Below are 13,884 nucleotides of genomic sequence, written 5' to 3' on the forward strand. Positions count from 1 at the left end.
CCATTGACTATCGATTATTGACTATTGAGGTAAATAACCTTCCACTAAGCAATCGGAACCAACCACACGCCAACGCACATTTTCTAAGGGCAATGCTTCGGTCATATTAGTAAAACCCAAATCACCCACTGGTGTAGGCGCATGACTACCGCCAATAATTTTCGGAGCAATAAAAGCCATAACTTTTTGTACCGCTCCTTGAGCGATCGCACTTGCAGCTAAATTACCGCCACACTCCCACAAGACACTGCAAAAACCCCGTTCATATAAGTGCATCATTGCTTGTGCGGGTGTCAGTGTTGGTAATTCCACAACCTCCACGCCAAGTTTAACTAAGATTGTTTGTAAATCAGGGTTAGCACCAACTTCCGTTAACACCAAAGTCGGTGCTTCTTGGGTTTCCCACAAACGGGCGGTTTCTGGCAAGTTGAGTTGACGACTCATCACTACTCGTAAAGGATTATGCGCCTCGACTTGATGGCTAGTTAAAAAAGGATTGTCTTGTCGGACTGTATTACCACCCACAATGATGGCATCACAAGCCGCCCGTAGTTGATGTACTTCACTGCGGGCGGCTTGATTTGTCACCCAAGCACTATGACCAACAGTCGTAGCGATTTTGCCATCTAAAGTCATGGCATATTTTAAAATGCCAAAAGGTTTTTTATGTAGAATGCGATGTACAAAAGCTTCATTTAGCTGCTGACAAGCCTCAGTTTCTACCCCAACTAACACCTCGACACCAGCAGCACGTAAACGCGCAATCCCGCCCCCAGCCACCAAAGGGTTAGGATCAACCATACCAACCACTACCTTAGCCACACCAGCCTTAATCAATCCTTCCGAACAAGGAGGAGTGCGCCCATAATGATTGCAAGGTTCCAGGTTGACATAAACTGTAGCACCATGAGCGCGATCACCTGCTGCTCTCAAAGCAAAAACTTCAGCGTGAGGTTCACCAGCGCGGGGATGAAACCCTTCACCCACAATCTCGCCATCTTTGACTACAACCGCCCCCACTAAAGGATTAGGCGAAGTGCGCCCTAAAGCACGGCGGGCAAGTTCCAAGCATCGCTGCATCATCCGGGAGTCAAAGTCAGCTTCACTGCTCATACTGTTCTGCTTTGGAGAATCAAATACCACTGGCGATCGCAATCTCAAACCATCTTCTTGAGTGTAATTTAGCGATGTATCTACTTGAGTAACAACTGGGGAATTATCCATAAATTTTGAGCAATAATTTCAAGATTCTGCACGTTACCAATTTGGATCTTCATACCTCAACATTAATATTTCCAATTTACTGTTCGCTGTCGGCGTGCTTACTTAAACAGGACTTATACACAAAGATTGTCTGTGAAGAATTGGTATAAGGGTTTTGAACACCTACACCCTTACAGGGAAGTCAAAAGTTAAAAGTCAAAAATTCTTTGACTTTTAACTTTTGACTTTTGACTTAATTTTGCCCCTTCACCCTGCCTAAACCCTTAATTTTTCCTATCACTGCCTAAGTCCTAAATCAAAAAGAGTGAGGATTTAGGCTCGTAGCCTATGATTCCTCACTCCCAAATTTACACTCAAGATATTTCCTCTGTAACTATTGTTCGATCGCTTTGCGCTTTTGCCACCACAAATTGAGGGGATAGTAAACGACAGGAGCCCAAAGACTGCTGAGAATAGCTGATGCTAGAGCAACTCTTTGGTAATAAGCCCAGATGTATTCTACTTTGCGATCGCCAGTCAAGCTCAATTGCAACCCAAAAATTGACTCCGACAAAATGGCCATGATAAAGACAATTAAAGCGATCGAAATAAAGTCTTCTTGGATAAATCGCTGCTTCTGCACTAATCCCGTGAGTAATCCCACCAAACCCAAAGTGACGGCGTGAGTTGGATCTGGTGAAGTTAGGGCATCTTGCAGTAGTCCTAAAACTATACCTGCGATCGCTCCTTCCCAAACAGAGCGTTTGATACTCCAAGCCACTACCCAAATTAACAGCCAATTCGGCCCCAATCCCAACAATTCTGTACCAGGAAAGCGAGTCGGCAGTAACAGCAAGCATAACAGCACAGACCCAACTGTCACAGACAAATCTAACAGTTGCACTACACGCGGATGCCAACGGGCGATGGGTTTGCGATAAGCTTTAGACTTTGATTTTCGTTCCGCAGCTTTCGGCTTGTTCGATTTACGACCATTAAATGAAGGTATCTTCATTGTTGATTTGCCTGTTCTTGTTTTTTAGACTGTGGCGTTTCCTGTGGTTGGTTTGTTGGTTTAGGATACACAGCTACCCAATCTAATGACCTAATTGGTGGGAAAAGTTCAACTTTCGCCACGGATGCTGGCAGTTTCTTTAAATCTAAAGATTTGATTTTGCCTACTGCCAAGCCAGAGGGAAATTTTTGACTGTAAGTTGAAGTCGAAACTAAATCTCCTACTTTGACATTTGGCACTTTTTCATAAAATTCCAGCACAGCTTCTGCGGAAGAATCACCCCGTAAAACTCCCTTGGCAGAAGTGCGGCTAACAGTCACACCCACTTGACTTTTTAAGTCACTAATCAACAACACACGGCTAGTATTAGGAGTGACACTATCTACCAAACCAACTAATCCACCCTCAGCCTTGACAATATACCCTTCTTGAATGCCAGAATTTGAGCCACGATTCAGCGTTACTTGTTGCCACCAATGATCTGCACTCCGCCCTACTACCCGCGCTGGTACTGGACGTGATGCGACTGGCTCAGGTTGGACATAACCCAATAAATTTTGTAACTGTTGATTTTGGCTTTCCAGTTCTTGAATGCGCGTTTGCATCTCCATAAACTGGGCATCTTTGAGGCGTTCTTCCAAACGTTCTGCGGGAGTTTGCCCAGATTGCAAAAGCTGTAGAGGACTTGTCACTACTTGATAAACTTCTAGTAGCATTGCCCCTTGAGTCTGTCGTAATATCCAAGCACCACCTAGTACAAGAGCCAGCGAAGCAACCTGTAACCCTTTGCGACCCCACCAACGACGTACAGTAACCATGTATACCTATTTCTATATTTTGATAGATATCGGATTCTATTTATATGAAACCCAAATCCAAGCCAAATAGAACCCAATATCTCATATTTTTTTCCTACATATTTTTAGAACGGCCGCTGAATACCCTTTCCAGCTGTTTAAAGTTCTCCAAGACACGGCCTGTTCCCAGTACAACACAGCTGAGTGGATCAGCCGCGATGTGAGTCACAATCCCCGTTTCATGACTGATTAGGGTATCAATGCCTTTGAGTAGCGCCCCACCACCAGCCAGCATAATACCACGGTCGATGATGTCAGATGCTAGTTCGGGCGGGGTTCTTTCTAATGTCCGTTTTACCGCTTCCACAATGATGGATAACGGTTCCAACATACTTTCGCGGATTTCTGGACTTTTGATGGTAACAGTACGGGGTAAGCCAGAAAGTAAATGTAAGCCTCTGACTTCCATCATGGTTTCACCATCTTCGCTGGTGGGATAAGCTGAACCCAGACGAATTTTGATATCTTCCGCCGTCCGTTCACCAATTACTAAGTTATGCACTTTCTTCATATATTGGACGATGGATTCCGTGAGTTCATCCCCGGCAATGCGTACTGATTCACTCAACACTGTGCCTTGAAGACTCAATACAGCAACTTCCGTTGTACCACCACCAATATCGATAATCATATTACCAGTCGGTTCCGCAACTGGTAGACCGGCTCCAATTGCGGCGGCAACTGGCTCATCAATTAAATAAACTTCTCTCGCCCCAGCTTGAACTGCGGCATCCATTACAGCCCGTCTTTCTACCCCAGTGACACCACTGGGAATGCCAATCACAATTCGCGGTAGAATTAGCGATCGCCCTTCATTAACTCGCTGAATAAAACTTTTGAGCATTAGCTCTGCCGTATCGAAATCAGCGATTACACCGTCACGCAAGGGACGCAAGGCAATCACGTTTTCCGGTGTACGACCGAGCATTTTTTTGGCATCTTCTCCTACTGCCAGTGCCACCTTTTCGTTTTGGTCGATCGCCACTACAGAAGGTTCTTGCAGTACAATGCCTTTACCAGATACATAAACAAGGGTATTAGCAGTACCGAGGTCGATACCCATATCCCATGATGAGCGAAAGTTCCTAAACAGCCCCACGCGTCTCTACGCCCCCTATTCGCAATACTTCTTGACTATAAAAAAATGTTAGATGGAATCGTGCTGGATTCTATTACGTTTTTGATCATCAGTCTAGTAAAGTTGGTCATTTTTTTGATTTAGCTTTGACCATACTGACTAAATTTGTGACATTCACGTTTTCGATATTCCTTGCCCAACTCAGTATATCCGTACAGTTTTATTAGTTTTCCCCAAGTGATAGCTCAAATTAATATAGCTTGCAAGGTTGTTAAGTTTTTAACACATTTTTAATCATCAGGAGTCAGAATACAGAATTTCCCATGCTTGAAATCAGGAATTTTGGCGAGGTAAGAATTTTTGCTTCTTCTTGCACAATTAAATCAAAGGTCAATTCTGAATTCTGCCTTATTCAGTTCATAATTAGCTATTATGGAAAACAAGATAAATCAGTACGTCAGTACTAAAAGGGAAGACTCATGACTATTAATATAGTTCACCTCATTGGTCGCGTAGGTGGCGACCCAGACATGAAATATTTTGATTCCGGTAAAACTAAATGTAGATTAACGCTGGCAGTCAACAGAAGAACACGCAACAGTGACGAGCCTGACTGGTTCGAGTTGGAATTGTGGGGCAAGACTGCTGAGGTGGCGGGTAATTATGTCCGCAAAGGTAAGCAAATTGCCGTCAAAGGTTCCTTAAAGTTTGACTCCTGGAACGATCGCCAAACCGGAGTTAGTCGTTCTAAACCTGTGATTGTTGTAGATCAGTTAGATTTATTAGGTTCTAAAAATGAGGGAGACAACAGTATGAATGATATGTCTCCAGATAATTTTTAGTTGGTCATTTGTCCTTTGTACTGACAAATGACCAATGACAAGTGACAACTAATAACTAATTTGCAATGTCACCGATGCTTCTACGTCTTGTTCACCACCAACTACAGGTGTAGAAACATCTTCAGCGACTTTCGCCGCCTGAGCGCGTAAAAATACAGGTGGTGGTGGGGCGCTGGCATTATTAACTTGAATGCTGATTATTTCTTTAGATTTGAGTCCTAACGAGCTTAATACAGCATCAGCTTGTTTTTGGGCATCCTGAGTAGCTTCTTTGAGTGCTACTTCGCGGGCAGCGGCGATCGCCTCATCACTAGCAATAAAACTAACACCGTTAATTTGCGTTGCCCCAGCTTTCACCGCATCATCTAGCAATGTACCGGCTTTCTCGGTAGGAAGGCGAAAACTTACAGTATTACTAGCAGCATAGCCAGTAATGCGCTGCACATTGTTGGTGTAACTGTAAACAGGATTGAGACGGATACCTGTAGTTTCTAATTTTTCGACATTACGGCTTTTGAGTAAAGCAACCACAGCCGATGACCGCTTGGCAGCTTCTTGCTGGACTTCTTGAGCAGTTTTACCTTGAATCTCCACCCCTAAATTCACCAGCGACAAAGTAGTAGGTATTGACTCCATCCCCCGTCCACTCACAGTCAAAGTCCGCCATAACTTTTCTTTTTCTTGGGCTGATGCAGGTAAAGCCACCGTGACAAATAACAGCAAAGTTAACGGTAGAGATTTCCAAAACTTCCCAACACAAAACTGAGAACCAGACAAAGCAGTTCTAGACATAAACTTGCACTCCTCTAAACAATATATACAGATGCTAATAAGTAAACTGCATCGAACTATCATTCGTTAACTGTCAAGCATTAATAGTTAACAGTTAATTCGCTCGATACTATTTCTATGTTTCTACTTCTATGTTTCTACTGTGACACTGCTCTAGTCAAAAACAGGCACGGTTACATTTTTGGAAACTAAAAAATCACAATGAAATTTTTGTTACATCTGACCATAGGACTAACGTTTTCCGCTCTGCATAGGCAGACTTTGTTCCTGTAGCCACAACTTCAGTCGCAGGCGTGTAAGGTTTGAGATTTGAGTATTTAGGCGTAGAAATTACGAAGAAAAGATAAAGATTTAAGTATATATACTGTTCTTGTCTGATTGAGCCAGGCTGCATAATAAGCCCAACTATAATACAAAATTTTGCGCCAAATCTTTTACGCCAATTACCTACATAACTGGTTCTAGATGCGGCATTCACAAAATATTATTTAGTGGAATAGATCCATGCTCTTGAGCATAGCTGAACGTCAGATGCACTGGGTGCGCTGTCTGTTAACTTTCGCATGGCTCCTAATCATTGCTTCCCTATTGTACGACCCTTGGACTCCGGCTCTGATTCACTTAAATCATACTTCTACCCCACAGGAATTTGCTGTTAGCTGTATTCATGTGCAAGGTAAATGCTTACCAGAAAGAGCATATCCTTTGGGAACAACTGTGATGTGGGGAGTAATTGTACCTGCATCAATTTTTATTTTGCTAGCTTTTGGTCATGAACTGTGGCGACGTATTTGTCCGCTTTCTTTTCTGTCACAAATTCCCCGCGCTTTGGGTTGGCAGCGATACTCTCAACACAAGCAATCTCAATTAGGAAAAGCACGCTACAAATTAGCCAAAGTCAATCCTAAATCTTGGTTGGGCAAAAATTATGCTTACCTCCAGTTTGGCTGGTTGTTTTTAGGGTTATGTGGTCGGATTTTATTTTTTGATGCCGATCGCCTAGTTTTGGCATCATGGTTGTTATTTACAATTGTCTTTGCAATTACAGTTGGCTACTTTTATAGCGGCAAGACATGGTGTAATTATTTTTGTCCAATGGCACCAGTAGAAAAGATTTACAGTCAACCCAGTGGTTTATTCAGCAGCAAGGCTGATAGAAATAATCAGCAAATCACCCAATCAATGTGTCGCATTGTTTTGCCAGAAGGTAAAGAACAGAGTGACTGTGTTGGCTGTCAAAATGCTTGTATTGATATAGATGGCGAACGGGCTTATTGGCAAGACCTGAAAAAACCGGCAGAATCTTTTGTGCGCTATGGCTACAGTGGTTTAGTAGTTGGTTACTTTCTTTACTACTACTTGTATGCAGGCAATTGGGAATATTACTTTTCGGGGGCTTGGGCGCGGCAAACCAACCAACTAGCAACTCTATGGAGTCCGGGACTGTATTTATTTGAACGGCAAATTAATCTACCCAAACTCATGACTGTGCCAATCATCTTGGGAGGATGTACAGCGATCGCTTATGTTTTAGGACGCTGGGCAGAAACACAAGCAAAAGCCTATAGTCGTCGGCGTAACCTTTATCTGTCTCCTCAGCTCATTCGCCATCGGATTTTTACAATTTATACTTTTGGTATCTTTAATTTCTTTTTTATTTTTGCTGGCCGTCCTCTGATTTTATTACTGCCATCTTGGATACAGTGGATTTATAATTTACTTCTAGTTTTAGTAAGCACACTGTGGTTCTACAAAAATTTGCCGCGTAGTCCGCATCTTTAATTTATACAGAAGTACTGCCCATCATTTCTGAACTTCCTCACAAGCCTCTATCCTAAACAGGTAAAAATAAAGAGAAGGATTTTCGCGGAAACAATGCAGTTTTTAGATGTAATCAACTTTTCTTTTCCTCTGCTGGCCAGTACACCAGAAGCAGCAGACAGTTCTATGGTATTGGCGGCTGTGCTGCTGAGTTTAGTGGTAATTTACTTCGCCAGCAAAGTTGGTGGGGAGTTATCCAACCGCATCGGTTTACCACCTGTGTTGGGCGAACTTGTTGGTGGTGTAGTTGTCGGTGTTTCTGTGCTGCACCTGTTGGTATTTCCTGAAGGTGGTGCAGACAGTTCTAGTTCTTTAATTATGGTGTTTCTCCAAACTACTGCCGGTCTCACCCCAGAAGCCGCACCCCAGGTATTTGCCGCCCAATCAGAAGTGATTTCTGTGTTATCAGAATTGGGTGTAATTATTTTGTTGTTTGAAATTGGCCTAGAGTCGAACTTAAAAGACTTAATGGCCGTTGGTATCCAAGCAACCATTGTGGCAGTAGTGGGGGTGGTAGTACCCTTTGCTGCTGGAACTGTGGGTTTAATGACTTTGTTTGGTATTGGTGCCGTGCCAGCAATTTTTGCAGGCGCGGCTTTGACGGCTACAAGTATTGGGATTACCTCTAAAGTCTTGGCAGAAATTGGCAAGCTCAATTCTAAAGAAGGGCAAATTATTCTCGGTGCGGCTGTGATTGATGACGTACTCGGAATTATTGTCTTAGCGGTAGTTGCCAGTCTCGCTAAAGATGGTGCAGTGGATGTAGGTAAAGTAATTTACTTAATTATCAGTGCTACAGCATTTTTATTGGGTGCGATCGTTTTGGGTAATGTTTTCAATAAATCATTTGTGGCGATCGCTAATCAACTCAAAACCCGTGGCGAGTTAGTCATTCCCGCCTTTATTTTCGCCTTTGTTATGGCATATCTGGCTGCCATTATTCAATTAGAAGCCATTTTGGGTGCTTTTGCTGCTGGTTTAGTCTTGGAAGAAACAGATAAGCGTAAAGAACTGCAAAAGCAAGTCATTCCCGTAGCTGATTTGATGGTGCCAATTTTTTTTTGTCACCGTTGGCGCAAAAACTGATTTGGGAGTGCTAAACCCTGCCATTCCCAGCAACCGCGAAGGTTTAATTATGGCTATTTTCCTGATTACAGTAGCCATCATTGGTAAAGTGATTACAGGTTTGAGCGTATTTGGTCAACCCCAAATCAATCGTTTAGCGATCGGTGTAGGGATGATTCCACGAGGAGAAGTTGGATTAGTATTTGCTGGTGTCGGCGCTGCTAGTGGCGTTCTCTCAAAATCATTGGGGGCGGCAATTATTATGATGGTGATCCTCACAACTTTTTTAGCTCCGCCTTTGTTACGTTTCGTATTTCCCGATTCCCAAACAGTGGAAACTGACTCCGAACAATTAATTCAAGATTAAAGCCGAGTCACTGGGGCTAGGAAACAGAAAGGTGGCAATGAAATTATCTACTTCCTCCTTTCTCGTTTCCTCATCCATGAGTGAATGACAAGAAACTTCTGTCTCGGAATCTGCGTCCTCTGATATCGTTGTTTTCTGCTATTGTGACTATTGATTCTTAACTTTGAGAAAGCAATTTGTTACCAAATTTACCTGATTACTAATCTTCATTCCAATATGTTCATAGTGACTAAAAACTAGTAATTACCAATATTGCAACATTCCTGAAAACAAGTTGAAATGTATTAATTCTAAAATTGCTTACTCATCCCAAAAAAACACAAAATTAACATAAATTGACCGAAACCAGAATTATCTGGTTATATTTGTGTTGCCTCTCCTACTAATTTGCTTGGGATAGCCAAGGTAGTTAGTAAATCCACAGAACATAAAATTTAGATATCAAAAGAACTTACGCTCTGTCACCTGTTATCTGTTATTAATTGTTTCTTTAACCCAAAAAAAAAGTTCAGGTCAAATCCCAAAATTATTTCGTAACTGGCACACAATTTACGCAAATTTTTGAGATATTGACTTCCATGAATGTGAATCAGGAGAAAGGATTGTGAAATTACACTGGTTACTACCCGGTACTGTTGGGATGATCTGCTTACTGTCTTCGCCAGTGTTGGCAGCCAGACTGGAGTCTTGGCGGTTTGATGCCAAGCAAAACCGTCTGGAATTTAATACTTCTGGCGGTGTCCAACCCAAAGCACAACTCATTTTTAATCCCACACGCCTGGTTATTGATTTACCAGACACAACCTTTGGCAGACCACAGTTAACACAACCTGTAGGTGGGGCAGTTCGGGCTATTCGTGTTGGTCAGTTTGAACCCCAAACAGCCCGTATTGTGGTTGAACTTGCTCCTGGTTACACTCTTGACCCCCAAGGGATAAAATTTGTCGGCATAACACCCAGTCGTTGGACAGTACAATTACCTAGACCCAGACTAGAGCCTGTAAATTCTTCTGCAGATAATGTTTACAACGTAGTCACCAGCCTGGATTCAGATACAAGACCACCATTACCCAGGGTGAGCAGCACGACACAAAGCAGCACTCAAATTGACAGCTTACAAGTGACAGGCGATGGCTTTTTTGTGCGGACTAGTGGCGGTAATCCCCAAATTAGAGTAAATCGGAGCCGCGATCGCTCTACTATTTTTATGGATATCTCCAGCGCCACTTTATCCACAAATTTGGCGCAACGAGACCTCAGCGTGAACAGACATGGTGTGAGTCGTGTAGAATTTACCCAACTCCAAACTAGTCCGCCAGCAGTGCGGATGACTTTGCGGGTAGATAAAAATAGCCCAGACTGGCGAGCAACTAGAAGTGGTGCGACTGGTTTAATCGTTCTACCCAATCGATTTGCCAGATTACCAGGAAATAACTCTAATAACTCTTCGGATAATCAACCAGATTTGTCTGTTCCCAGTCGCCGCATTGTCAGTGACCAACCAGCCACTATTGAAGCTGTCGAACTGTCTGATGATAATAAGCAACTTTTAATTCGAGCAGATCAAACCATAACTGCTAGAGGTGGCTGGGATAGAACTTCTGGTTTATATCGCATCACTATTAATGATGCTAAATTAGCACCTCGCATTAAAGGCCCCACATTTAATGCCAACAGTCCCATTTTGCGGGTGCGCCTGCAAACACCAGACTCGAACACGGTGGTGATCTTAGTTCAACCTGCGGCGGGAATACAATTTGGGCAAATTAACCAAAATAATGACGAAGTAGCACTGCAATTACAGGGTTCACGCCGCGTTGTCACGGTTCCTGGCACATTGCCTTTTCCTCCAGAGCGCGGCCAATTACCAGATCCCAATGAAAATTCTACTTCCCGACCTCCAGTTAACACACGCCCCATCCCCAGAGGCAGAGTTGTAGTTGTGATTGACCCCGGACATGGCGGTAAAGACCCTGGTGCAGTTGGTATTGGTGGTATTCGTGAAAAAGATATCATTCTCCCCATCGGCAGAAGGGTGGCGGAAATTTTACAGCAAAATGGTGTGCAGGTGATTATGACGCGCAATTCTGACTATTTTGTGACTCTTCCTGGACGAGTCCAATTAGCAGAGAAAGCTAACGCTGATGTGTTTGTCAGTATCCACGCTAATTCTGCCGGCGCGGGCCGTCCTGATGTCAGTGGTTTAGAGACTTATTATTATGACAGTGGTTTGGGTCTAGCGCGGGTGGTGCATAACAGTATTCTGCAAAGTCTGAATGTCCGAGATCGCGGTGTGCGCCGAGCCAGATTTTTTGTCCTGAGAAAAAGTTCTATGCCTTCAATTTTGGTCGAGACTGGTTATTTAACTGGTCGGGACGATATTGCGAAGTTAAGGACTTCAGCTTATCAAAATCAAATGGCAGAAGCGATCGCCCGTGGTGTACTCCAGTACCTCAAACGGAGATAAATTATATAATTAGCAAATTTTTAGTAAAAATACTTAACTAATCCAATGAATAACTCATAGTTTTGTCTGCTGAATCGTCGTCTTGCTGATACCAAGCAAGAGTTGACTGTAATATCACTGATAAAAATTTCCTGTTCTCACTTTTTGAGTGAGAACAAATTTTTTAGCACTAGTAGATACATTTACATATCATTTTCTGCTCAAAATGCTAGATTAAATGTCACCATATTTCCCGTATTCAGTTGATAGTAGCAATAATTTTTTGGGTACATTGATAATCAGCCATCAAACAACTCAAAACTAATTCCTACTGATTTTACGTATATTGACTGAAAGTATTTATTGTCTTGAGTGCCAGCACATAATTACTGGCTGTTACAGAAGTTCTGATGAACAATGTCCACCATACAGACTTCTAAAATTAAAACTAAGTTTGGCGGTGACGGTGTGAGGATTTACCAATAGATACGTGGACATATTGACTGCTTCTATGAACGCAATTCAGGAGAAATGACTGTGAAACTACACTGGTTACTAACCGGTACTATTGGAACAATCTGTTTATTATCGTCACCTGCTTTGGCAGCAAAGCTGGAATCTTGGCGCTTTGATGCTAGGCAAAACCGCTTAGAATTTAATACTTTGGGAGCGGTGCAACCCAAAGCCCAACTCATTTTCAATCCCACTCGCTTGGTAATCGATTTACCAGATACAGATTTTGGTAGACCACAATTAACACAACCTGTAGGTGGCGCAGTGCGCTCAATTCGGGTGGGACAATTTGACCCCCAAACAGCCAGAATTGTTGTTGAACTAGCTCCTGGTTATACTATTGACCCCCAAGAAATCAAATTTATTCCTACTAATGGTAGGCGTTGGTTAGTACAGTTACCTACACCAACCACCATACCCATCACCTCATCCGCAGATATTTCACTCCAGCCAGAACCCCAGCCTTTAGAAACAACACCTAATTCCAACTTTCCCTCCAGAAATATCTATTCTGTTGTCAAACCCGACCCAGTAACATCAAATACAAGACCCCCTGGCAACACTCTCGCCGCAGTGACTCAACTGGAAAGTTTGCGAGTCACTGGGGATGGTTTTTTTGTTCGGACTAATGGTGGTAATCCCCAGATTCAGGTAAATCGCAGTTCTGACAAACGCGCAGTTCATATCGATATTGCTGGTGCATCCTTGTCTTCTGCTTTATCGTCACAAGATTTATCGGTGAATCGTTATGGCGTGAGTCGGATTCAATTTTCTCAGTTGCAAACGCGACAACCAACAGCCCGCATCACTTTGTATGTGGAACCAAATAGTACCGACTGGAGGGCAAGTACTAGTAGCATTGGTGGGTTTATAATTATACCAAATCGACTAGTGAGATTGCCAGGAAATAGCGATACTGGTGTCATTTCCCAGGCTAATGACTCACCCGCCATTATTCAAGCAGTGGAGTTAGCCGAGAACGGCACGCAACTTTTAATTCGTTCTAACAGACCTGTATCTGCTAGGGGTGGCTGGGATCGATCCTCTGGTTTATTTCGGATTGCGATCGCCAATTCTCAATTAGCTCCCAGAGTAATTGGCCCTGCTTTTACTGCCAATAGTCCCATTTTGCGGGTACGTTTGCAACCCCAAGATGATTCTGTCAATATTTTGATTCAACCGGCTGCGGGAGTCCAAATTGGGGAAGTCAACCAAGTTAGTAATCAGTTGTTGGCTGTACAGTTACAACGCACTCGTCCAGCTACACCACCAATAGTTTTACCGCCTCTACCTTCACCTAGCGATATCTCAGTACAACCGCCACGCCCAGTCCCTAAAGGTAAACTGATAGTAGTGATTGACCCTGGACATGGTGGTAAGGATTCTGGCGCACCTGGGTTGGGGGGATTATTAGAAAAAGATGTGATTTTACCCATTGGTAAACGAGTCGCTGCAATTCTAGAGCGCAATGGTGTACAAGCAGTCCTCACCAGAGATGCTGACTTTTTTGTGGAACTTCAAGGACGGGTAGATATTGCTGAACGCGCCAATGCAACTTTATTTGTGAGTATCCATGCTAATTCTGTAGATAATCGCCCTGATGTGAATGGCTTAGAGGTATATTACTACGATAGTGGTTATGCTTTAGCTGAAGTAGTTCGTAAAACTATTCTGGAAGATATTGGCACAATTAAAGACCGAGGCACACGCAAAGCGCGATTTTATGTCTTGCGGAAAAGTTCTATGCCTTCGATTTTGGTAGAAACAGGTTATATGACTGGTAGAGAAGATAATCCCCGCTTGGGTTCATCAGAATATCAAAATCGTATGGCAGAAGCGATCGCCCGTGGTATTCTCAAATACTTACGTCAAAGGTAAGAATACA

Annotated in this window: 9 protein-coding genes and 1 pseudogene; 5 read left to right on the forward strand and 5 right to left on the reverse strand. The window is 43.0% G+C overall.

What is annotated here, in order from left to right; translation table 11 throughout:
- Positions 1–21: 21 nt before the first annotated feature.
- The 4 genes from ribD to ACX27_RS25965 form a co-directional block, all read right to left on the reverse strand.
- Complete coding sequence (gene ribD, locus ACX27_RS25950; protein WP_062296672.1) at positions 22–1,224, reverse strand: bifunctional diaminohydroxyphosphoribosylaminopyrimidine deaminase/5-amino-6-(5-phosphoribosylamino)uracil reductase RibD; 1,203 nt, start codon at positions 1,222–1,224, stop codon at positions 22–24.
- 373 nt (positions 1,225–1,597) lie between these two features.
- On the reverse strand, positions 1,598–2,218 hold the full coding sequence (gene mreD / locus ACX27_RS25955; RefSeq protein ID WP_062296673.1) for a rod shape-determining protein MreD: 621 nt from the start codon (positions 2,216–2,218) through the stop codon (positions 1,598–1,600).
- Positions 2,215–3,036 (reverse strand): rod shape-determining protein MreC, encoded by an 822-nt coding sequence (gene mreC / locus ACX27_RS25960; RefSeq protein WP_062296675.1) that lies wholly within the window; start codon positions 3,034–3,036, stop codon positions 2,215–2,217. Before mreC ends, mreD begins: the two co-directional genes overlap by 4 nt.
- 94 nt (positions 3,037–3,130) lie before the next feature.
- Positions 3,131–4,138, reverse strand: coding sequence for a rod shape-determining protein (locus ACX27_RS25965; protein WP_062296677.1), 1,008 nt, complete (start codon positions 4,136–4,138; stop codon positions 3,131–3,133).
- A gap of 494 nt (positions 4,139–4,632) precedes the next feature.
- Here ACX27_RS25965 and ACX27_RS25970 point away from each other — a divergent pair, with 494 nt between their 5' ends.
- Positions 4,633–4,995 (forward strand): single-stranded DNA-binding protein, encoded by a 363-nt coding sequence (locus ACX27_RS25970; RefSeq protein WP_062296679.1) that lies wholly within the window; start codon positions 4,633–4,635, stop codon positions 4,993–4,995.
- 48 nt (positions 4,996–5,043) lie between these two features.
- On the opposite strand, the gene ACX27_RS25975 is transcribed toward ACX27_RS25970, so the two are convergent.
- The gene (locus ACX27_RS25975) at positions 5,044–5,787 is read right to left on the reverse strand and encodes an SIMPL domain-containing protein (protein WP_062296680.1); all 744 of its coding nucleotides are present in this window, start codon (positions 5,785–5,787) and stop codon (positions 5,044–5,046) included.
- Positions 5,788–6,291: 504 nt separating this feature from the next.
- Between ACX27_RS25975 and ACX27_RS25985 the strand changes: the two genes are divergently transcribed.
- From ACX27_RS25985 to ACX27_RS26000, 4 genes and pseudogenes are all read left to right on the forward strand, one after another.
- Positions 6,292–7,569 carry a 4Fe-4S binding protein gene (locus tag ACX27_RS25985; RefSeq protein ID WP_144427533.1) on the forward strand — a complete coding sequence of 426 codons (1,278 nt, stop codon included), beginning with the start codon at positions 6,292–6,294 and terminating at the stop codon, positions 7,567–7,569.
- A gap of 93 nt (positions 7,570–7,662) precedes the next feature.
- Positions 7,663–9,040 (forward strand): annotated as a pseudogene (locus ACX27_RS25990) (cation:proton antiporter).
- Positions 9,041–9,644: 604 nt separating this feature from the next.
- Positions 9,645–11,507: an N-acetylmuramoyl-L-alanine amidase gene (locus tag ACX27_RS25995; RefSeq protein WP_062296685.1), complete on the forward strand. Its 1,863-nt coding sequence runs from the start codon at positions 9,645–9,647 to the stop codon at positions 11,505–11,507.
- A gap of 516 nt (positions 11,508–12,023) precedes the next feature.
- Positions 12,024–13,877, forward strand: coding sequence for an N-acetylmuramoyl-L-alanine amidase (locus ACX27_RS26000; protein WP_062298581.1), 1,854 nt, complete (start codon positions 12,024–12,026; stop codon positions 13,875–13,877).
- Positions 13,878–13,884 lie beyond the last annotated feature (7 nt).

This window comes from Nostoc piscinale CENA21 (genome assembly GCF_001298445.1).
GTDB classification, from domain to species: domain Bacteria; phylum Cyanobacteriota; class Cyanobacteriia; order Cyanobacteriales; family Nostocaceae; genus Nostoc_B; species Nostoc_B piscinale_A.